This is a genomic window from Martelella sp. K41-7, assembly GCF_055808365.1.
This window is the reverse complement of sequence record NZ_CM147867.1, coordinates 2,942,192-2,963,399: the sequence shown is the minus strand read 5'-3', so window position 1 is coordinate 2,963,399 and position 21,208 is coordinate 2,942,192. Positions and strand designations below refer to the sequence as shown.

Genomic DNA, 21,208 nt, shown 5'->3' with positions numbered 1-21,208 from the left:
GATGTTTTATGCGTTATATAAGTGACCGGTCGGTCGGTGAATTGAGGGTTCCCGACTGAGTGTCGGGCAAATGCGGTCCAGGAGACCGCTGGCCAGGACAAGACGTTTTGCTGCGACAGCCGGGACCTGTCGCCGAAGGAGGAGCATTCATGGCACAAGCCTTTATCTGCGACGGAATACGCACGCCTGTCGGCCGCTACGGCGGAGCGCTCTCGTCTGTGCGCGCCGATGATCTAGCGGCCGTGCCGCTTTCAGCGCTTCAGGAAAGAAACAGCAAGGTTGACTGGGAAAGCGTCGATGACGTCATACTCGGTTGCGCCAATCAGGCGGGCGAGGACAATCGTAATGTGGCGCGCATGGCCGTGCTGCTCTCGGGCCTGCCTGTCGGCGTACCGGGCACCACGGTCAACCGGCTTTGCGGTTCCGGCATGGATGCGATCGGCTTTGCCGCACGAACGATTCGCGCCGGCGACGGTCGTCTGATGATTGCCGGCGGGGTGGAAAGCATGAGCCGCGCGCCCTTCGTCATGGGCAAGGCGGAAGCAGCTTTTTCCCGAAAGGCGGAAATCTACGACACCACCATCGGCTGGCGCTTCAAGAATAGGAAGCTCGACAGCGCGCTCGGCACCCACACCATGCCGGAGACCGCTGACAATGTCGCCGCCGACTACAATATCGCGCGAGAGGATCAGGACCGGTTTGCGGCGATGAGCCAGGCGCGCTGGAAGGCCGCTCAGGATGCTGGAGTCTTTGCCGGGGAGATCGTCCCGGTAACCGTTCCCCAGAGAAAGGGCGCACCGATTGTCGTCGACACCGACGAACATCCGCGTCCTGGTACCACCGCCGAGGTTCTGGCAAAGCTGAAAGGCGTCAATGCGCCGGAACTTTCGGTCACCGCCGGCAATGCCTCGGGCGTTAATGACGGTGCGGCGGGGTTGCTGATCGCTTCGGAAGAGGCGGCAAATGCCAACGGGCTTACCCCGAAGGCCCGGATCGTTGCCATGGCTGCTGCCGGCGTCCCGCCGCGCGTCATGGGTATCGGCCCGGTTCCGGCCACTCGAAAGGTGCTGAAGCTTGCCGGGCTCACGCTTGCCGAAATGGATGTGATTGAGCTCAACGAAGCCTTTGCCGCGCAGAGCCTTGCCGTATTGCGCGAACTCGGGCTGCCGGATGACGCGGCTCATGTCAACGCCAATGGCGGCGCGATTGCCATCGGCCATCCCCTCGGCATGTCCGGCGCCCGTCTGGTGCTGACAGCGGCAAACCAGCTTCACCGCACCGGCGGACGATTTGCTCTTTGCACTATGTGCATTGGCGTCGGCCAGGGCATCGCGATGATTATCGAACGGATCTGATCAAGGAGGCCTTGAGACCATGTATGCACAGATGGTGAAATCAGAAGGCATGAAATCCAGCGAAGACATGTCGCCGGAGGAACTGGCCTTCCAGGAGCGCATTGACCGCGGCGAGAAGATCGAGCCGAAGGACTGGATGCCGGAAGGCTACCGCAAGACGCTGGTGCGCCAGATCGGACAGCATGCCCATTCGGAAATCGTCGGCCAGCTTCCGGAAGGTAACTGGATCACCCGCGCGCCATCGCTGGAGCGCAAGGCTATCCTGCTGGCAAAGGTGCAGGACGAGGCCGGTCACGGGCTTTACCTCTATTCCGCCGCCGAAACGCTTGGCGTCTCGCGCGACGACCTGATGGAAAAGCTGCATGACGGGCGGATGAAATATTCCTCCATATTCAATTATCCGACGCTGAACTGGGCTGACATGGGCGCGGTTGGCTGGCTGGTCGATGGTGCCGCGATTATGAACCAGGTTCCGCTGCAGCGCACGTCCTTCGGGCCCTATTCGCGGGCGATGATCCGCATCTGCAAGGAAGAGAGTTTCCACCAGCGTCAGGGCTATTCGATCATGATGAAGATGGCCTTCGGCACACCAGAGCAGAAGGAGATGGCGCAGGATGCGCTGAACCGCTTCTGGTACCCCTCGCTGATGATGTTCGGACCTTCCGACAAGGATAGCGTCCATTCGACCCAGTCGATGGCGTGGAAAATAAAGATCAACACCAATGATGAGCTGCGCCAGAAATTCGTCGACCAAACGGTCCCGCAGGCAAAATATCTCGGCCTGTCGATCCCGGACGACAACCTTGCCTGGAACGAGGAGAAGGGCGGCTACGACTTCTCCGAGCCCGACTGGTCGGAATTTTTCGAGGTGATCAAGGGTAATGGTCCGTGCAACCACGAACGTATCGCCGCCCGTCGCAAAGCCTGGGATGACGGCGCCTGGTTTCGTGATGGGCTCAATGCTCATGCCGAGAAGGATGCGCGACGTGCGAAAGCGCCGGGCGCAGCCGCCGAATAGACCGAAACGTTTTCAAGGGAGGAAAACATGTCCAAGGAATGGCCGCTCTATGAAGTCTTCATCCGGGGTCAGCACGGTCTGAACCACCGCCATGTCGGCAGCCTGCACGCACCCGACGCGGAAATGGCGATACGCCACGCCCGCGATGTCTACACCCGCCGCAAGGAAGGCGTGTCGATCTGGGTGGTGAAGTCGAACGATATCACCGCATCCTCGCCTTCGGAAAAGGGCCCGCTCTTCGATCCGGCCGAGAGCAAGGCCTATCGTCATCCAACCTTCTTCGATATCCCGGATGAAGTGGGGCATATGTGATGATTGCGACCGTCGAACATACGGGCAATGTCACGCCGATGGCGATCTCGACGACGCCCGATCCCTTCATTGGTGATGAAGCCCTGCGCGCTGTCTTCTTCGAATGGCTCTGTCGCCTAGGCGATACCACGCTGGTGCTCGGGCACCGCGTTTCCGAATGGTGCGGCCATGCGCCCGTGCTGGAGGAAGATATTGCCTTTGCCAATACCGCGCTTGATCTGATCGGCCATACACAGATGTGGCTCGGGCTTGCCGGCGAGGTCGAAGGCGAGGGCCGCAGCGCCGATAATCTTGCCTATCTGCGCGACGCTGCCAAGTTCCGGAACCTGCTGATCGCCGAATTGCCGAAGGGCGATATCGGCATCACCGTGATGCGCCAGTTCCTGTTCGATGTCTGGCATTTTGCGCTCCTGAAGCAACTGACGGAATCGAAAAGCCCGCGCGTTGCAGAGATCGCGGCAAAGGCGGTCAAGGAGGCAGCCTATCATTTCGAGCGCTCTGCCGATCTGGTGATCCGGCTTGGCGACGGGACCGATGAAAGCCACAGACGCATGCAGGAGGCGCTTGATTACCTCTGGCCTTATACCGGTGAGATGTTCATCACCGATGAAGTCGACCGGCAGGTGGCGGAGGCGGGGATTGCCCCTGCACCCGATACGCTGAAGGCCGAATGGGACCGGACGCTTGCCTCGGTGCTTTCCGAAGCGACACTGAAGGCGCCGGACGGCGGCTATGCCCATACGGGTGGCAAGACCGGCCGGCACACGGAACATCTGGGCTTTATCCTTGCCGAGCTGCAGTTTCTGCAACGGGCCTATCCGGGAGCGGAATGGTGAGCACTGCAACCACCGTTTTGCCCTCGCCGGAAGAGGTGATGGCCTGGCTTTCCGAAGTGCCAGATCCCGAAATTCCGGTGATTTCGGTCACCGAGCTCGGCATCGTGCGCAAGGTCAGCCATGACGGGGGGACACTGGTCGTCACTGTGACGCCGACCTATTCCGGTTGCCCGGCCGTCTCACTGATCAATCTGGAAATCGAGGCCAAGCTTCTGGAGAAGGGCATCGAAGACTTCCGGATCGAGCAACAGCTTTCCCCGCCCTGGACCACCGACTTTCTGAGCGGGGAGGCGCGGGAGAAGCTTCGCGAATACGGCATCGCCCCACCGATCGATGGCACGGCTGCCGATGGAAGGCTTGTTGCCCGCGCGGCCCGTCTTTCCGGCCGATCAAATCTCGTCATTGCCTGTCCGCGCTGCGGTTCGGGCAATACGGAACGCGTTTCCCAGTTCGGCTCGACCCCCTGCAAGGCGTCATATCGCTGCAAGGATTGTCTGGAGCCGTTCGATTATTTCAAGTGTATCTGAGGAGGAGTGTTCAGATGGCACGGTTTCATCCGCTGGAAGTGACTGACGTTCGCCGCGAAACAAATGATGCGGTGGTTCTGACGCTGAAGCCCCGCGATGAGGATGCGGGCGTCTTCGGCTTTACCCAGGGTCAGTATCTGACCTTCCGCCGTCAGTTTGACGGTGAGGAGGTGCGCCGGTCTTATTCGATCTGCGCGGGTCTCGACGAGAATTGCCTCAAGGTCGGCGTCAAACGTGTGGAAGGTGGTGCCTTTTCCACCTTTGCCAACGAGGAACTGAAGCCTGGCGACGTCATCGAGGCGATGCCGCCCATGGGTAAGTTCTTCACGCCGCTCAGTGCCGATGTGGGCAAGGACTATCTCGGCTTTGCCGGCGGTTCCGGCATCACACCGCTACTCTCCATCGTCAAGACAGTACTGGCCCGCGAGCCGCTCTCGCGCTTTACGCTGGTCTATGCAAACCGGCAGATCAAGTCGATCATGTTCCGCGAAGAGCTGGAAGACCTGAAGAACACCTATCTTGGAAGGCTTTCCGTGATCCACGTGCTGGAGAGCGACAGTCAGGAGATCGATCTCTTCACCGGCCGGATCGACGAGGCGAAGCTGGAAGCCTTCTTCAATCTCTGGATCGATCTTCCTGCCGTCGATACCGCCTTTATCTGCGGGCCGGAACCGATGATGCTGACCATTGCCGCATCGCTGAGGAAGCACGGCATGAAGGACGAACAGATCAAGTTCGAGCTGTTTGCCTCCTCGCAGCCCGGCCGCGCGCAGCAGAAGGTGGTTTCAAAGGCAGCTGCGACCGCTGGTGAGACAGTGGAAATTCAGCTCAAGCTCGATGGCACCACGCGGTCCTTCACCATGCAGCGTGACGGCACGGCGGTGCTCGATGCGGCGCTTTCCCACGATATCGACGCGCCTTACTCCTGCAAGGGCGGCATCTGCTCGACCTGCCGGGCCAAGGTTGTCGAGGGCGAGGTCGAGATGATCAGCAACCACGCCCTGGAAGATTACGAGGTGAGGGCGGGCTATGTGCTTTCCTGCCAGTGCCTGCCGCTCTCTGAAAAGGTGGTGATCAGCTATGACGAATGACATGTCGATTGCCCAATATCTGGCCGAAGGCGGCAAGCTTTCCTCGCCGGACAACCCCCCGCCGCTCTACCGCGCGGAACTGATGCGGATGATGTCCTCCTTCGTTGACAGCGAGCTGGCGGGATCGGCGGGCTTTGCCTCCGCCATCAACTGGGCGCCCGGCATTGCCGAGCGCATCGCTGCAAGCCGTATCGTCCTGGAAAAGGCCGATCATGCCGAGCGTGTACTCGATCTGATGGGCGATTTCGGAACCGATACGGCACTCTATAATCGCGCGCATAGCTGGGCGGCGAGGCTTCCCCGCGATGCGGAGATCGATCCGCGTCGGATGGGCGGGGATATGCGGCTTTCCGTCTTCCACTACCCCTTTGAAAACTGGACCGATGCGGTGGTGATGAACGTGCTGATGGGGCTTGCGACCGTCATCCAGCTTGAGGAGATGACGCACGTCTCCTACACGCCCTTCGCGGAGGTGCTCCGGGCCGTGGCACCGCGCGAGAAACGGCATACGGAGCTTGGGCTCGAAGGCTTGCGCAAGCTTGCTGAATCCGGGGAAGGCGGCAAGGCCGCGCAGATGGCGGTCGCCTACTGGCATCCGCGCGTTGCCGCAACCTTTGGCCCGGCGGTGTCCGAACGCTTTGCCCGGCTTTCTCGCTTCGGCCTGCGTCACACGGAAAATGATGCGCTCAGGACCCGGTGGCAGAACGAAGCCCAAAGTGTTCTTGAAGAGTGCGGGCTGAAAACACCCGTGGCGGCCTGATCGCCGCTCCCACAACATTTCATAAGTCCTGTCTGGTCCCCCTGGTGGCCGGCAGGGCCGACGAGGAAGGATATCCCCATGACTGAGACGGCAGCACGCCGCCTTGAGAGCTATGTGGTCGGCTCCTGGCAGACGGGATCGGGGGCGGGAAAGCCGCTTGCCCATGCCGCAACCGGTAAAACCGTCGCGCTGATTGGCGCCGAAGGGCTGAAATTCGCCGATGCGCTGGCCTATGGTCGCGAGAAGGGCGGCAAAGCGCTTCGGGCGATGACCATTCACGAGCGCGCGCTGATGCTGAAGGCGGTTGGCATGGCGCTGATGGAGCGCAAGGAGAAATTCTACGTCGAAAATACCTGGACCGGTGCCACGCGTCGCGATGGCTGGGTGGATATCGAGGGCGGCATCGGCACGCTTTTGACATTCGCGTCCAAGGCCAGGCGCGAATTGCCGAACACGAAGGTGTTGAGCGAGGGCGATGTCGAGCCGTTGTCGAAGGATGGCAGCTTCATCGGTCGTCATATTCTGACGCCGATGAAGGGGGTTGCGATCCATATCAACGCCTTCAACTTTCCCGTCTGGGGGATGCTGGAAAAAATCGCGCCGGCACTGATTGCCGGCATGCCCTGCCTTGTCAAACCTGCCTCGCAGACGGCCTATCTGACCGAGTGCGTCACCCGCGCCATTATCGAAACCGGGATCTTGCCGGATGGTGCGCTGCAGCTTGTCTGCGGAAGTGCTGGCGATCTTCTCGATCATGTAACCGGTCAGGATGTCGTCACCTTCACCGGTTCCGCGACAACGGGGCGCAAGTTGAAGACCGGTGCGGCGATGGTCGAAAATTCCGTACGCTTCAATATGGAGGCCGATAGTCTTAATGCCGCGATCCTCGGTGCCGACGCAGGGCCCGGCACGCCGGAATTCGATCTCTTTATCCGTGAGGTGGCCAATGAGATGACCTCGAAAGCCGGGCAGAAGTGCACTGCAATCCGCCGTATCATCGTCCCGCGCGCCCACGAGCAGGTTGTGGTCGAGGCGATGTCAGCACGACTTTCCAAGGCGACAATCGGCCTGCCGGACGACGAGAATGTCCGCATGGGCGCGCTGGTCTCGCTTTCCGATCGGCACGGCGTACGCGAGAAGATCTCGGCACTTTGCGGTGATGGCGAGATCGTTTACGGCGACCCAGACAATGTGGCGCTCGTTTCGGGAGACCCGGAAAACGGTGCCTTCATGAGCCCAGTTCTCCTGCGCTGCGAAAAGCCTTTTGAAGCGAAGTCCGTTCACGATGTTGAAGCCTTCGGTCCAGTCGCAACCGTGATGGCCTATGATGATGGGCAAGAGGCGGTGGCTCTGGCCGAACGCGGCAAGGGATCACTGGTCTCCTCGCTGTTTACCAATGACGGCACGGTTGCCGCAGAGATTGTTACCGGCCTTGCCGCCTATCATGGCCGCGTCATGATCGGCAATCGCGGCTCGGCGAAGACCTCAACAGGTCATGGCTCACCGCTTGCGCCGCTGATCCATGGCGGTCCGGGACGGGCCGGCGGTGGTGAGGAAATGGGCGGCATGCGCGGGGTGAAGCACTTCATGCAGCGCACCGCCGTGCAGGGAACGCCCGATATGCTGACCGCTATCACCGGAGAGTGGGTCGATGGCGCGGACAGTCATCGCGGCAAACACCCTTTCCGCAAATCGCTCGAAGAACTGAAGATTGGCGATCAGATCGTCACGGAAACCCGCACGATCACCCGTGAGGATGTCGAGCACTTCGCCGAATTCACCGGCGATACATTCTACGCCCACATGGACAGCGATGCAGCCAAGGCCAATCCCTTCTTTGAGGACCGGGTGGCGCATGGCTATCTGATCGCGTCATTTGCGGCCGGACTGTTTGTGGACCCGGATCCTGGCCCTGTGCTCGCCAATTACGGCGTCGACAATCTTCGCTTCCTCACGCCGGTCTATTTCGGCGACACGCTCAGGGTGCAGTTGACCTGCAAGGTGATCAATCCGCGCGAAAATGCCGGCCATGGCGAGGTTCGCTGGGATTGCCGCGTCACCAACCAGAAAGACGAGGTCGTCGCGCAATATGATGTTCTGACCATGGTCGCCAAGACCTGGCCGCTTGCCGCCGGAGAGCTTGAACAGATGGTGGGCTAAGCAATGGCTGTCTATGCCTATGACAATATCGTGCCGGTCATTGACGCCCAGGCCTATGTTCATCCTGACGCGGTGCTGATCGGCGATGTGATTGTCGGCCCGCAATGTTTTGTCGGGGCGGGCGCGGTGCTGCGCGGTGATTTCGGCCGGATCGAGATGCATGAGGGCTCCAACGTTCAGGAGACCTGTGTCTGCCACTCCTTTCCGGATCGCGATGTCGTCGTCGGTAAATATGGCCATATTGGCCACGGCGCGGTGCTCCACGGCTGCCGTGTCGGTGAAAACGCCATGGTCGGCATGAATGCGGTGGTCATGGACGAGGTGGTTGTCGGAAAAAATGCCATCATCGGTGCCATGGCCTTCGTCAAGCAGGGCTTTGTCGTGCCGGACGGCATGCTCGCCCATGGCAATCCGGCACGGGTCATCCGCGCGCTCACAGATGAGGAGGTCGCCTGGAAGAAGGGCGGAACCGATATCTACCGTCAACTCGCCTTCGAAGCTGAAGGCAGAACGAAGCTGGCCGAGCCGCTTACTCATGTCGAGAAAAACCGCCGACGGATTGAGGCCCCGCGCTATGATCCGCTGATGTTCGCACGTGTCGGCGAGAACAAGGGGTAAGGGCGGCTAACGGACCGCCTTGACGCCTTCCAGAAGCAGCGTTGTCGCGATAGCCGCATAGTCTTCGCGTGTGATCTTTCCGCCTTCGCGAAACCACATATAGACCCAGTTCATCATACCAAAAAGCGACATGGTGACCGGCATCAAAAGCGGGCGTTCCGGCCGGTCGAGCTCGGGGTGGATCTCGCGGATCACTGCGGAGAACCGGCCGACAATGCTGCGTTCGAGCGCGCGGATCCGCTTGGTCTGCTCGGCGGAAAGAGCGGGAGCGGCATTGAGTTGCACTTTGTGCTGGTCATCGGCGCCTCGATATTCGTTCAGCACCGTCATCACCAGCTTCTCTAGTCTTGCCTTGTGTTCCAGGCTCGGGTCGTCGGCCGCTTCAAGGGCGGCATCGAGCGCCTCCAGGTGCGTGGCGATGATCGCGAAGATCAGTGCTTCCTTGGAGGGGTAGTAGTGATAAAGCAGCGCCTTGGAGACGCCGGCCTCACGCGCAATCTGCGACATCGAGGCCTTTTCCATGCCCTGGGTGGCGAAGACATGTGCTGCGTTCAAAAGCAGGCCGTGCCGCTTTTCCTCGAAATCATTGGCCCTTGTTCTCGCCATGGCTCTCTCAAGACTCCTTGTAGGCAGGCAGAAGGGGCGATTTCGCCCCTTTTATCACTCGCTCATCGAATGACCAGCCAGTCGTGATCATTTCGGTCGATTGTCAACCACGCGCTTCGCCTTGCCTTCCGACCGGGCGACGCTTTCAGGATCGCAAACGTCGATTTTCGTCGAAACGCCGATCACCGATTTGATGTGGTGCGCCAGTTCCTTCGCCGATGCCATCCGTGCTTCGGCAGAGGACTGTTCAGGAGTGCACTCCACATGAACCGTCATCACGTCCATGCGTTCCCTGCGGGTCAGTTCGATCTGGAAATGCGGGCTGAGACCGCTGCATTTCAGAATCATCTCTTCGATCTGGGTCGGGAAGATGTTGACGCCGCGCAGGATTATCATGTCGTCGGAACGACCGGTAATCTTCTCGATACGGCGCATCGAGCGCGCCGTGCCAGGCAGGATGCGCGTAAGGTCGCGGGTGCGGTAGCGCACCATCGGCAGACCTTCCTTGGTCAGTGTGGTAAAGACGAGTTCGCCCATCTCGCCGTCCGGCAGAACGTCACCGGTCTGGGGATCGATGATTTCCGGGTAGAAATGGTCTTCCCAAACGTGAAGTCCATCCTTGGTCTCCACGCATTCATTGGCAACGCCGGGACCCATGATCTCAGAAAGGCCGTAAATGTCGACGGCGTGCATGTCAAAGGCGTCCTCGATCTCCGCCCGCATCGCATTGGTCCACGGCTCGGCGCCGAAAATGCCGACCTTGAGCGAGCTTTCGCGCGGGTCGATGCCCTGGCGGCGGAACTCGTCGAGAATCGACAGCATGTAGGACGGGGTGACCATGATGATCTGCGGTTTGAAGTCGCTCATCAGCGTCACCTGACGCTCGGTCATGCCGCCGGAGATCGGAACCACGGTGCAGCCGAGCCGTTCGGCGCCATAATGCGCGCCGAGGCCGCCGGTAAACAGCCCATAGCCATAGGCGACATGACAGATATCGCCGGCGCGTCCACCAGAGGCGCGGATCGAGCGCGCCATCACATTGGCCCAGATATCGATATCGTTCTTTGTATAGCCGACGACTGTCGGGCGTCCGGTCGTGCCGGAGGAGGCATGAATACGCGCAAGCTTTTCGCGCGGAACCGCGAACATGCCGAAGGGATAGGTGTCGCGCAGGTCCGTCTTCACCGTGAACGGGAATTTTGCCAGATCGGCAAGCGCCTTGAAATCGGACGGGTGTACGCCGTTTTCATCAAAGCGCTTGCGATAGAAGGGCGAGTTATCATAGGCGTGGTTGAGCGACCAGGTCATGCGCTTCTGCTGAAGGGCGGAGATTTCGTCGCGGCTTGCCATCTCGATCGGATCGAGGATTTCGCGGGACGGTTTCAGACTATTGATGGCGTTCATGTTTTCCTCCTCGAAAACGGTTGCCGCTCAGGCTGGCAGCAGCGTGCCGTTAATGGTGCGTGCATGGCCGCGGAACTCGGCGATCACCGTCCCGTCCTCCCGGCTTACGCGGATATCATAGATACCGGACCGGCCTTTTCGTGAAACCTCGCGCGCGATGGCGGTCAGCCGGTCACCACGTGCGGCCGGTGCGGTGTAGGTGATGGAGCAATGCTGGGCGACGGTCAGCTGATTATAGGTGTTGCAGGCAAAAGCGAAGGCACTGTCGGCAAGCGTGAACAGATAGCCGCCATGTGCATTGCCATGGCCATTGGTCATCGCATCCGTCAGCGTCATGGAAAGCGTTGCCTCGCCGGGGGCGATATGTTCAAGCCGCATACCAAGGCGCTGAGAGGCATTGTCGTCATTCCACATCGCCTTCGCACAGGCTTCCGCAAGTGCCTGCGGGTTCATCGGCTCAATCGTTGTGTTCATGCTTATTTTCCCTTGAAGACCGGTACGCGCTTTTCCAGAAAGGCGGTGACGCCTTCGGCGTAGTCATCTGTGCGACCCGCCTCTCGCTGGCAGTCGCGCTCCATGTCGAGATGGGAGGAGAGTTCGTTGGTGGATGCCGCCTGGATCAGCCGTTTGGTGAGCCCCAGCCCCTTTGTCGGTCCGGCGGCGAATTTCTCAGCAAGACCGGTCGCTTCTTCCATCAGTCTGTCGTCATCAACAGCCTTCCAGATCAGGCCCCAGTCTTCCGCCTTTTCGGCAGGAAGCGGCTCTGCGGTCATGGCAAGCGCCTTGGCGCGCGGCTCGCCGAGCGCCCGTGTCAAAGACCAGCTGCCGCCCGCATCAGGAATGAGTCCGATTTTCGAGAACGCCTGGATGAACTTGGCCGATTTCGCGGCGAAGACGATATCGCAGGCAAAGGCGATATTGGCGCCAGCACCTGCCGCCACGCCGTTGACGGCCGCGATCACCGGCTTTTCCAGCGTGCGGATCAGCCGCAGGGTCGGATTGTAATAGGTTTCGAGCGTTTCGCCGAGATCCGGCTTTTCGGTCATCTTGCGCGGGTCGCGGTCGCCAAGATCCTGCCCCGCGGAAAAGGCGCGGCCCGCTCCTGTCAGAAGCACCGCGCGAATGTCTGCCTCGTTATGGGCGCGCTCCAGCGCCGCCCGCAAAGCGAGGTGCATATCGACATTGAAGGAATTCAGTTTGTCGGGGCGGTTGAGCGTCAGGGTCAACACGCCGTCTTTCAACGTGGCGAGCACGCTTTTATGATCGGTCATTTTTTCCTCCCGCCGCACTCTCCTCAAGCGCGGTTGATAATTGTTGTTGCATAAACCGTCCGGTCGGTCAATAATAGACATCAGAATTTGGGAGGAGACATGACGAACCTTTACGATCGCCATTCCGTGCTGTTGGCGCGGGCGGTGGAAGCGTTGCGGACCCGTGCATTCTGGACGCCCTTTCCGGAGGTGCCGTCGGGCAAGGTCTATGGCGAAACTGCCAAGGCAGAGGGGCTTGCCGCCTTCGAGGCGCTTGTTGGCAAGGCTTTCGACATGCCGGGTCATCCTGAAATGCGCCGCGTCGGCCGCGAGAATGCACCCTGGGGCAAGGCGCTTTCCATCTCCTATCCGGCGAACGATCCTGCTACGCTGATCGCGGCCTCGCAAAAGGCGGCCGATAAATGGGCGTCCGTGGATCCGGAAACCCGCGCCGGTATTCTTCTCGAAGCGCTGACGCGGCTCAACGCGATGAGCTTTCTCATCGGCCACTCCACCATGCACACTACCGGTCAGGCTTTCCCCATGGCTTTTCAGGCCGGAGGGCCGCACGCGCAGGATCGCGGCCTGGAGGCCGTTGCCGCCGCCTATTCTGAAATGACCGGCAGCGCGACCGCCGTCACCTGGGAGAAGCCGCAGGGCAAGCACGCCCCGATCACTCTTGAAAAGCGCTGGCGCATTATGCCGCGTGGAGTGTCGCTGATGATCGGCTGCCAGACCTTCCCGAACTGGAACGGCTACCCCGGCCTGTTTGCAAGCCTTGCCACCGGCAATACCGTGATCGTGAAACCGCATCCGGGGGCAATTCTGCCGCTGGCGTTAAGCGTGAAAGTGCTGCGTGACGTGCTGGCCGAGGAAGGATTTTCGTCTGATGTTGTGCTGCTGGCTGCCGATGAGCCGGGTGCGGAAGTGACAAAGGATCTGGTCGAAACGCAGGCGTTCTCGATCATCGACTATACCGGTTCTTCCGTCTTTGCCGCGTGGCTGCGGAAAAATGCAGGCAGCGCCCTCGTCTTCACCGAGGAGACCGGAGTCAATTCGATCACCATCACCGGCACGGATGATTTTGCCGGCATGTGCGACAATATCGCCTTTTCGCTGTCGCTCTATTCCGGCCAGATGTGCACCTCGCCGCAGAACATCTATGTGCCGCAAGGCGGGATCGAAACCGATGCGGGTCACAAGCATTTCGAGGATGTTGTCAGCGGCATTGTTGCTGCTGTTGACCGGCTCCTGAGCGACGGAGCCCAGGCTGCTTCCATTTGCGGCGCGATCGCCAATGCCTCGACATTCGAGCGCGTCGAAAAGGCGAGACAGGCTGGACGCGTTGTGCGCGAAAGCCGCGAGACCGGTTTTGGTTCCTCGGCAACGCCGCTTCTCGTGGTGGTGGACGATCGAGAGGGCGGACCCGAGCGCAATGAATGTTTCGGCCCGGTTTCCTTCTTCATCGCCTGTGCCGACGCTCATGATGCGATCGCGAAGGCCGCCGCCATCGCAACCGAAAAGGGGGCGGTCACGGCAGCACTTTATGCCACGGATGGCGCCCTGATCGAGGAGGGGGCGACGGCCTTCGCAAGGGCCGGCGTCAATCTCTCGGTGAACCTCACCGGCAACATTTATGTCAATCAGTCTGCGGCCTTCTCGGACTACCACGTCACGGGAGCTAATCCTTCAGGCAATGCAAGCCTGACCGACACCGCCTTTGTTGTGCCGCGCTTCCGGCGCGTCATGATCCGCTGGCCCAGGGCTGCCTGAAACGCAGCCTGTCAGCTTTGTTTTGGATAAATCAGGGAGGAGTATCCAATGAAATTCATGTCCACCACGGCCTTGGCTATGCTTGCCACATTCGGCCTTGCAACGGCTGCAAGCGCAGAGATCAAGCTCGGGGCCAGCCTTTCGGCAACCGGCCCGGCCGCATTCCTTGGCGACCCGGAAGCCAAGACCATCGAGATGCTGATTGATGACCTCAATGCCAAGGGCGGCATCAATGGTGAGAAAATCGATCTCACGCTTTATGACGATGGCGGCGACCCGAACAAGGCCCGCACCTTCGCCACCCGCCTGATCGAGGATGACGAAGTGGTCGCCATCATTGGCGGCACCACCACGGGCACATCAATGTCAATTCTGTCGGTCGCCGAAGACGAAGGCATTCCCTTCATCTCGCTTGCCGGGGCCATTCAGATCATCGATCCGGTGAAGGACTATGTTTTCAAGACGCCGCACACCGACCGCATGGCCTGCGAGAAGATCTTCGACAACATGAAGAAGAACGGCATCACCAGGATCGGCATGATCTCGGGTACGGATGGTTTCGGCGCATCGATGGAAGCCCAGTGCAAGGAGGTTGCCGGCAGCTATGACATCGAGATCATCGCTGACGAGATCTATGGCCCGAGCGATGCCGACATGACACCGCAGCTTACCAAGATCAAGAACACTGAAGGCGTCGAGGCGATCCTCAACCCGGGCTTCGGTCAGGGCCCGGCGATCGTCACCCGTAATGCCAGCCAGCTCGGCATCGAACTGCCGCTCTACCAAAGCCATGGCGTTGCCTCCGACAGCTTCATCGAGCTCGTCGGTCCGGAAGCCTCCGAAGGTGTCCGCCTGCCGGGTACGGCGCTTCTGATTGCCGATATCCTGCCGGAAGACGATATCCAGCGCGACGTCGTCATGGCCTACAAGACCGCCTACGAGGACAAATACGACCAGAACGTCTCGACGTTTGGCGGCTATGCCAATGATGCCTTTCTGCTGATGGTCAATGCCATGGAACAGGCCGGGGGCGAAGACCCCGATGCCATTCGTGAAGCGCTGGAGGCGACTGACGGTCTCGTCGGCACCACCGGCGTTTACACCATGGGTCCGGACAACCATCTCGGCCTCGATCTTTCCGCCTTCCGCATGCTCGAAATCGAGAATGGCGGCTGGAAATCGATCAACTGACGATTTGAAAGGCACCCCGCGCCGGCAAAGGCGCGGGGCGTTCGCCGCGGGAAACCCACCCGCTCCTCAGGCTGTCACCGTTCGGGATCCATCCATGGACGCATTGATGCAATTCATTCTGTCGGGTTTTACGGTCGGTGCGGTCTACGCGCTGGTCGCGCTCGGCTTCACGATCATCTACAACGCCTCGGATGTGGTGAACTTCGCGCAGGGCGAATTCGTCATGCTGGGCGGCATGATCACCGCTTTCACCTACGCCGCCGGCCTGCCGCTGCCGCTTGCCGGCCTGCTGGCCATCGTTGTCACCGCTGCCGTCGGCGTCGCACTCAACAAGCTTGCGATCGAGCCCGCGCGCGGTGCCCCGGTGGTCTCGCTGGTGATCATCACCATCGGCGCCTCGATCTTCATCCGCGGCGTTTCGCAGCTTGTCTTCGACAAGCAACTTCACCGTTTCCCTGCCTTCTCCGGCGACGAGCCGATCCACATTCTCGGCGCGACCATCCTGCCGCAGAGCCTGTGGGTCATCGGTGGCGCTGTCTTTGTCTTCGTTGGTCTGTGGGTTTTCTTCACCAAGACGCTGACCGGCAAGGCGGTACTCGCGGCGGCCAACAACCGGCTTGCAGCGCAGCTCGTCGGCATCAACACCAACTGGGTGATGACGCTTTCTTTCTCGTTGTCGGCCGCGATCGCCGCCCTTGCGGGCGTCCTGATTACCCCGATCACGCTGGTCAGCTACGATGTTGGCGTGGCGCTGGCGCTCAAGGGCTTTGCCGCTGCCATGCTTGGCGGCATGGGAAATCCGAAAGGCGCGCTCGTCGGTGGCATCGCGCTCGGCCTTATGGAAGCGCTGACGGCTGGCTATATTTCTTCGCAATACAAGGAAGCCGTCGCCTTTATCGTGATCCTTGCCGTTCTGTTCGTCATGCCGCAGGGCCTGTTCGGCGCAAGGTCGACAGAGAGGGTCTGAAGCCATGACAGCACACTCCAAATGGATCCAGATTGCAATCGTCGCGGCTCTTGTCGCCGTCCTGCCCTTCTTCTTTCCCTCCGGCTATTATTACCGCGTCGGCGCGCTGATCTTCGTCAACGCGCTTTCGGTCATCGGCCTGGTGATCCTGATCGGTTATGCCGGACAGATTTCGCTGGGGCATGCGGGCTTTGCCGGTATTGGTGCCTATTCCTGTGCGCTTGCGCCGGAATATCTCGGCCTTCATCCCGCGCTTGCCGCCGTTCTGGGCGCGGTGATTTCCGCAGGCGTCGCAGCGCTCATCGGCAGGCCTATCCTGAAGCTGAAGGGGTATTATCTGGCCGTGGCAACGCTCGGTTTCGGTATTCTGGTTTCGCTGGTGCTGACCAATGAGCGCCAGCTTACCGGCGGTCCCGACGGCATGGCCGTGCCGGAACTTGGCCTGCGCGACCTTTTGCGCGACATGGGCTGGCGTCTGTCGGGTGGCGAGTTCTGGTACGCTATCTGCGGCATCGTGCTTGTCGTCGGTGTGTGGATCGCGCTGAACCTGGCCGCAAGTCCGACCGGCCGCGCCATGCGCGCGCTGCACGGCTCGGAAGTCGCCGCCCGCACTGTTGGCATCGATGTGGCCCGCGTCAAGCTGCAGGCCTTCATGATTTCCGCCGTCTATGCCTCGGTGGCAGGTTCGCTGCTGGCGCTGCAGAACCGCTTCATCACCCCGGATGTTGCGGGATTCATGCATTCCATTGAAATGGTGTCGATGGCCGTGCTCGGCGGTGTCGGCTCCATTCTCGGCGCCATGCTGGGGGCAGCGATCCTGACGCTCCTGCCGCAGGTGCTGACCGTTTTTGCCGAATATGAACAACTCGTGCTCGGCGCCATCATGATCTCGGTGATGATCTTCCTGCCGCGCGGGCTTCTGCCCTCGATAGCGGCCAAACTGAAGGGGAGGGATGAATGAGCCTGCTCGACGTTCAAGGTCTTGGCATCTCCTTCGGCGGCCTGCGTGCTGTCAACAATGTCAGTTTCTCGGCGAAAGCCGGCGAGATTGTCTCGGTCATCGGACCGAATGGCGCTGGCAAGACCACACTGTTCAACATGATCTCCGGCGTCTATCTGCCGGGGGAGGGCAAGGTGATGCTGGATGGCCGCGACATAACTGCCAAGCAGCCCGACCGACTGGCAACGCTCGGCCTGACGCGAACCTTCCAGAACTTGCAGATATTCCAGGAAATGACTGTGTTGGAAAATGTCATCGCCGGTTTTCATCTTCAGGAGAAGGGCGCACTTGTCGCTGACCTTCTTTCTCTTCCGGCCTCGAAAAAGCGGGCGGTGGAGGCGAAAAAGGGAGCCGAGAATCTGCTTGCGCGTGTCGGCCTGCAAAAAGCGGCCGAACGCCAGGCAGGTAACCTTTCCTACGGTGCGCTGAAGCGGCTTGAAATCGCCCGAGCGCTTGCCGTTTCTCCGCGTGTTCTTTTGCTCGATGAGCCGGCGGCAGGCTGCAACGCAGTGGAAACCGAGGAGATCGACCGGCTGATTGCCGAACTCGCGCAGTCGGGCATCGCCATTCTTCTCGTCGAGCATGACATGAAGATGGTGATGCGCATTTCCAATCATATCGTGGTGCTCGATCACGGCGAGAAGATCGCCGAGGGCGATCCGGAGACCGTATCGCGCAACAAGGCGGTGATTGCCGCCTATCTCGGAACAGAAGAGGAGGTCGCCGATGCTGACGGTTAAGGGCCTGCGCTCGGCCTATGGCCGCATCGAGGTGCTGCACGGCATCGATCTTGAAGTGAAATCCGGAGAGATCGTTACCGTGGTCGGCGCCAATGGTGCGGGCAAGACGACGCTTCTGAAATGTCTGTCCGGCCTGCAGCCGGTAACCGACGGCGAGATGATCTTCCGCGGCGAGGTAATGACCACAGTACCGGCCTTCAGGCGGCTTAAGCTCGGGCTTGCCCAGTCACCGGAAGGCAGGCAGATATTCACCAATCTTTCGGTTGAAGAAAATCTGAGGCTCGGGGCCTTCCTGTTCACCGATGATCGTGTCGAACGGGATATGGAGGACGCCTTCGTGATGTTCCCGATACTGAAAGAAAAACGCCATCTTGTCGCTGGCGGACTTTCCGGAGGGCAGCAGCAGATGCTGGCAATCGCCCGCGCATTGATGGGCAGGCCTACCTGCCTCCTGCTGGACGAACCTTCCATGGGGCTGGCGCCGTTGCTCGTCGCCCAGATCTTCGATGTGGTGAAGGCGCTCAAGGCTCGCGATGTCACTGTGCTTTTGGTGGAACAGAACGCCTATGGCGCGCTGAAGATCGCCGATCGCGGCTATGTGATGGAAACCGGCCGAATCACCATGGAAGGGCCGGCAGCAGCCCTGATCTCTGATCCTCAGGTGCGCGAGGCCTATCTTGGAATCTGATATGACGAATGTAATGACCATCGACCATCGTGGCCCTGTGGCCGTAGTGACCGTCGATAATCCGCCGGTCAACGCTCTGTCGAATGCGGTGCGTGCCGCGCTGATGTCCGCCGTCGACACACTCGACGCCGATGATGCGGTGAAGGCCGTAGTGCTTGCCTGTGCGGGCCGTACTTTTATCGCCGGAGCGGATGTGCGCGAATTCAACCTGCCGCCCGAAGAGCCGCATCTGCCCGATGTGGTCGCCGCAATCGAGGATGCCAACAAGCCGTGGACGGCCGCCATTCATGGTTCTGCACTGGGCGGCGGTTTCGAGATTGCCCTCGGTTGCCGCTTCAGAATCGCTGACACCAAGGCCTCTGTCGGCCTACCGGAAGTGACCCTCGGTCTGATCCCCGGCGCTTCGGGCACGGTGCGTACGCCGCGCCTGGCGGGTGTCGAAACGGCGGTCAAACTTGCCGTTTCCGGCCGGCCGATAAAGGCAAAGGCGGCGCTCGAAGCGGGGTTGATCGATGCCGTTGCCGAGAATGATCTGCTCGAAGAGGCTGTCTCTTTCGCCGAACAGAGGCTGGAAGCGCCGCTATCACCGAAGACGCGCGAGCGGTCAATCGTTCCGCCTGCCGATGATTTCTGGGCAAATGCCAAAAAGAACGCGGCAAAACCGGGGCATCGCGCACCGCTGGAAGCGCTCGCTTCGATCCGCTTTGCCGTGGAGAACTCTTTCGATGCTGCGATGGCGCATGAACGGGAGACGTTTCTCGAACTACGCGCCTCGAAGGAGGCGGCTGCCCTTCGTCATGTCTTTTTTGCCGAGCGTGCGGCGATGCGCCCTGAAAGTCTCAAGGGCGTCGAGCCGCTGGTCCTTTCTTCCGTCGGCGTGATTGGTGGCGGCACGATGGGCGCGGGCATTGCGGTTGCCGCGCTCAATGCCGGGTTCACCGTGACGCTGATCGAGCGCGACGAGGTGGCGGTCGACCGCGGTATCCACACAATCGACGGTATTCTTGCCGGATCCATCAAGCGTGGAAAGCTCAGTGAAGCGGGGCGCGCCGAACTGATGGCAAACCTTGGTGGCTCCACGGATTACGATGCGCTGCGCGAATGCGATCTGGTGATCGAGGCGGTTTTCGAAGAGATTTCGGTCAAGCGCGCCGTCTTTGAAAAACTTGGCAGGGTCTGTCGGGGCGATGCCGTGCTCGCCACCAACACCTCCTATCTCGATCCGCGCCTGATTGCAGCGGGCCTGCCCAATCCGGAACGCTTCGTCGGCCTGCATTTCTTCTCGCCGGCCCATGTGATGAAGCTGCTCGAGATCGTGCCGGTGCCCGAAACATCCGACATAGTCCTTGCGACGGCCTTTGCTCTCGCCAAACGGCTCGGCAAGGTTCCGGTGCGCGCAGGCATCTGCGAGGGTTTCATCGGCAACCGGATACTGAAGCGCTATCGTGCAGCGGCGGAGGGCTTGGTTGAACTGGGTGTCGCCATTGCTGATATCGACGCGGCCATGCGCGGCTACAATTTCAAGATGGGGCCGTTCGAGGCGCAGGATCTCGGCGGTCTCGACATCGCCTTCCTTCAGCGTGAGGGGGCACGGGCGAACGGTGAAGACGTGTCGGAAACGCTCTCCGATATTCTCGTGCGCGCCGGACGCAAGGGCCAGAAGACCGGCGGCGGCTGGTACGATTATGAACCGGGAAATCGCAAGCCGATGATCTCCGACAAGGCGTATGCGCTGCTGAAAGCCCGGATCGCCGGCAGCACGACGCTGACCGCGGAGAAAATCGCTGCAAGACTTGTCGGTGCGATGGCGGATGAGGGGCATGCTATCCTTGCTGAAGGCATTGCCGAAAAGCCTGCTGATGTCGATCTCGTCGAAATCCACGGCTACGGTTTTCCGCGTCACAAGGGGGGCCGATGTTCGCCAAAGGCGGCTGACCTCCTTTACAAAGGTGTTGCTATACGCCTCAAATCCCTTTTTTGATATGCGTCAACTTGTAGCGGAGCGTCAGCTTGATTGAGCTAGACTGAAAGTTTACTTGGGAAGCAATGAATTCAGACAATTGCAAGCCATGAACGCAAAGCCCCGTAGATCACCTGGAATTTCGTATGGGAAGCGTGCAGGGGCTGCTATTGCCCTTGGAGAGGGATTTGCCCACGGTGAAACATGGCCAGGATGGCGTCTTATGCTGCAATGGGTTGCTGCACAGGCTTATGACACTAGCCGGAACTTCGTTCGCTGGGCATTCAATAGGCCCAGCGGCGGTTAAAACCGCTTTTCAGTCTGGATAACGGACCTATGCCGTGTTCGCGCATGCAATACGAGCGCGTTTCAAACTGAAACGAGGTAACGCGACAGCAAACAATGCAGCCGTCACCGCCGCTCCTGAGGTAGGCCTTCTCTCGAAGCGACACCGTAAAATAATAGCAAGTAAAAAGTGAAAACGATGATTTGGGTTCCTATAGTTCTCGGTGTGTTCAAAATCGGCGTGCTCGGCACGGCGATGTTTTTTGCAATCAAGTCGCACTACGATGGAGAAAAGGAGCAAAAGAGAGAGCGTGAAGCCAGCGGGCTGGATGCACCCGCCGAGTACACCGTTGATGCCTCAAAGCCCGATTAAAAAGGCGGTGGCTGTTCCGTCTCAAAGCCTTTGAGACAGCTAGAGTTTAACGGGTGAGGGAGGATTTTGGCTCATCATAGCTCATGCAAAGGAAGTGACGATGAGACAGAAATCCGGGCAGCAGAAACCGACGGCAGACAAGGCGATTGACGATATCTGCCGTGCCACCCGAAAATCCTACTCGGCTGAAGAAAAGATCCGCATCGTGCTGGAAGGCTTGCGTGGCTAAGACAGTATCGCGGCTCTGTGTCGTCGCCAGGGTATTGCCGCAAGCATGTACTAGATAGGGTCGAA

General features: G+C 60.1%; 21 protein-coding genes and 1 pseudogene. 18 read left to right on the top strand and 4 right to left on the bottom strand.

The window, feature by feature from the left end; all coding sequences use genetic code 11:
• Window positions 1-149: 149 nt before the first annotated feature.
• The 9 genes from pcaF to AC0L7L_RS14065 all read left to right on the top strand — a co-directional run bounded on the left by pcaF (window position 150) and on the right by AC0L7L_RS14065 (window position 8,677).
• Window positions 150-1,355 carry a 3-oxoadipyl-CoA thiolase gene (pcaF, locus tag AC0L7L_RS14105; RefSeq protein WP_272212646.1) on the top strand — a complete coding sequence of 402 codons (1,206 nt, stop codon included), beginning with the start codon at window positions 150-152 and terminating at the stop codon, window positions 1,353-1,355.
• 19 nt (window positions 1,356-1,374) lie between these two features.
• Window positions 1,375-2,373, top strand: a complete 999-nt coding sequence (gene paaA, locus AC0L7L_RS14100) for a 1,2-phenylacetyl-CoA epoxidase subunit PaaA (RefSeq protein WP_272212645.1) — start codon at window positions 1,375-1,377, stop codon at window positions 2,371-2,373.
• Between the two features lie 27 nt (window positions 2,374-2,400).
• Window positions 2,401-2,685 carry a 1,2-phenylacetyl-CoA epoxidase subunit PaaB gene (paaB, locus tag AC0L7L_RS14095; protein ID WP_174802953.1) on the top strand — a complete coding sequence of 95 codons (285 nt, stop codon included), beginning with the start codon at window positions 2,401-2,403 and terminating at the stop codon, window positions 2,683-2,685.
• Between the two features lie 38 nt (window positions 2,686-2,723).
• Entirely contained in the window at window positions 2,724-3,521 is a 798-nt protein-coding gene (gene paaC / locus AC0L7L_RS14090) for a 1,2-phenylacetyl-CoA epoxidase subunit PaaC (protein WP_473513940.1), read from the top strand.
• Complete coding sequence (paaD, locus tag AC0L7L_RS14085; RefSeq protein ID WP_473509656.1) at window positions 3,515-4,048, top strand: 1,2-phenylacetyl-CoA epoxidase subunit PaaD; 534 nt, start codon at window positions 3,515-3,517, stop codon at window positions 4,046-4,048. Before paaC ends, paaD begins: the two co-directional genes overlap by 7 nt.
• 14 nt (window positions 4,049-4,062) lie before the next feature.
• A complete protein-coding gene (paaE, locus tag AC0L7L_RS14080) occupies window positions 4,063-5,139 on the top strand; it encodes a 1,2-phenylacetyl-CoA epoxidase subunit PaaE (protein ID WP_473509654.1) in 1,077 nt (358 codons plus the stop codon).
• Entirely contained in the window at window positions 5,129-5,899 is a 771-nt protein-coding gene (locus tag AC0L7L_RS14075) for a Phenylacetic acid catabolic protein (RefSeq protein WP_473509652.1), read from the top strand. Before paaE ends, AC0L7L_RS14075 begins: the two co-directional genes overlap by 11 nt.
• 78 nt (window positions 5,900-5,977) lie before the next feature.
• Entirely contained in the window at window positions 5,978-8,059 is a 2,082-nt protein-coding gene (paaZ, locus tag AC0L7L_RS14070) for a phenylacetic acid degradation bifunctional protein PaaZ (protein ID WP_473509650.1), read from the top strand.
• A 3-nt stretch (window positions 8,060-8,062) separates the two neighbouring features.
• Window positions 8,063-8,677 (top strand): acyltransferase, encoded by a 615-nt coding sequence (locus tag AC0L7L_RS14065; RefSeq protein WP_272212636.1) that lies wholly within the window; start codon window positions 8,063-8,065, stop codon window positions 8,675-8,677.
• Between the two features lie 6 nt (window positions 8,678-8,683).
• Here AC0L7L_RS14065 and AC0L7L_RS14060 read toward each other — a convergent pair whose 3' ends face one another.
• The 4 genes from AC0L7L_RS14060 to paaG all read right to left on the bottom strand — a co-directional run bounded on the left by AC0L7L_RS14060 (window position 8,684) and on the right by paaG (window position 11,958).
• Window positions 8,684-9,283: a TetR/AcrR family transcriptional regulator gene (locus tag AC0L7L_RS14060; protein ID WP_272212635.1), complete on the bottom strand. Its 600-nt coding sequence runs from the start codon at window positions 9,281-9,283 to the stop codon at window positions 8,684-8,686.
• Between the two features lie 87 nt (window positions 9,284-9,370).
• On the bottom strand, window positions 9,371-10,687 hold the full coding sequence (gene paaK / locus AC0L7L_RS14055; RefSeq protein WP_272212634.1) for a phenylacetate--CoA ligase PaaK: 1,317 nt from the start codon (window positions 10,685-10,687) through the stop codon (window positions 9,371-9,373).
• Window positions 10,688-10,714: 27 nt separating this feature from the next.
• Window positions 10,715-11,161: a hydroxyphenylacetyl-CoA thioesterase PaaI gene (paaI, locus tag AC0L7L_RS14050; RefSeq protein WP_272212633.1), complete on the bottom strand. Its 447-nt coding sequence runs from the start codon at window positions 11,159-11,161 to the stop codon at window positions 10,715-10,717.
• 2 nt (window positions 11,162-11,163) lie between these two features.
• A complete protein-coding gene (gene paaG / locus AC0L7L_RS14045) occupies window positions 11,164-11,958 on the bottom strand; it encodes a 2-(1,2-epoxy-1,2-dihydrophenyl)acetyl-CoA isomerase PaaG (RefSeq protein ID WP_272212632.1) in 795 nt (264 codons plus the stop codon).
• A gap of 99 nt (window positions 11,959-12,057) precedes the next feature.
• On the opposite strand from paaG, the gene paaN reads away from it, so the two are divergent.
• The 9 genes and pseudogenes from paaN to AC0L7L_RS14000 all read left to right on the top strand — a co-directional run.
• A complete protein-coding gene (gene paaN / locus AC0L7L_RS14040) occupies window positions 12,058-13,710 on the top strand; it encodes a phenylacetic acid degradation protein PaaN (RefSeq protein WP_473509647.1) in 1,653 nt (550 codons plus the stop codon).
• A gap of 48 nt (window positions 13,711-13,758) precedes the next feature.
• Window positions 13,759-14,901: an ABC transporter substrate-binding protein gene (locus tag AC0L7L_RS14035; RefSeq protein WP_272212629.1), complete on the top strand. Its 1,143-nt coding sequence runs from the start codon at window positions 13,759-13,761 to the stop codon at window positions 14,899-14,901.
• A gap of 94 nt (window positions 14,902-14,995) precedes the next feature.
• Entirely contained in the window at window positions 14,996-15,868 is an 873-nt protein-coding gene (locus AC0L7L_RS14030; RefSeq protein ID WP_473509645.1) for a branched-chain amino acid ABC transporter permease, read from the top strand.
• A 4-nt stretch (window positions 15,869-15,872) separates the two neighbouring features.
• Window positions 15,873-16,829 (top strand): branched-chain amino acid ABC transporter permease, encoded by a 957-nt coding sequence (locus tag AC0L7L_RS14025; RefSeq protein WP_272212627.1) that lies wholly within the window; start codon window positions 15,873-15,875, stop codon window positions 16,827-16,829.
• A complete protein-coding gene (locus AC0L7L_RS14020; RefSeq protein WP_473509643.1) occupies window positions 16,826-17,608 on the top strand; it encodes an ABC transporter ATP-binding protein in 783 nt (260 codons plus the stop codon). Before AC0L7L_RS14025 ends, AC0L7L_RS14020 begins: the two co-directional genes overlap by 4 nt.
• Window positions 17,595-18,296 (top strand): ABC transporter ATP-binding protein, encoded by a 702-nt coding sequence (locus AC0L7L_RS14015; protein WP_473509641.1) that lies wholly within the window; start codon window positions 17,595-17,597, stop codon window positions 18,294-18,296. Before AC0L7L_RS14020 ends, AC0L7L_RS14015 begins: the two co-directional genes overlap by 14 nt.
• Window position 18,297: 1 nt before the next feature.
• A complete protein-coding gene (locus AC0L7L_RS14010; protein ID WP_473509639.1) occupies window positions 18,298-20,277 on the top strand; it encodes a 3-hydroxyacyl-CoA dehydrogenase NAD-binding domain-containing protein in 1,980 nt (659 codons plus the stop codon).
• 454 nt (window positions 20,278-20,731) lie between these two features.
• Entirely contained in the window at window positions 20,732-20,914 is a 183-nt protein-coding gene (locus AC0L7L_RS14005; protein ID WP_473514030.1) for a hypothetical protein, read from the top strand.
• Between the two features lie 100 nt (window positions 20,915-21,014).
• A pseudogene (locus tag AC0L7L_RS14000) lies at window positions 21,015-21,194 on the top strand (transposase); the annotation flags it as partial.
• Window positions 21,195-21,208 lie beyond the last annotated feature (14 nt).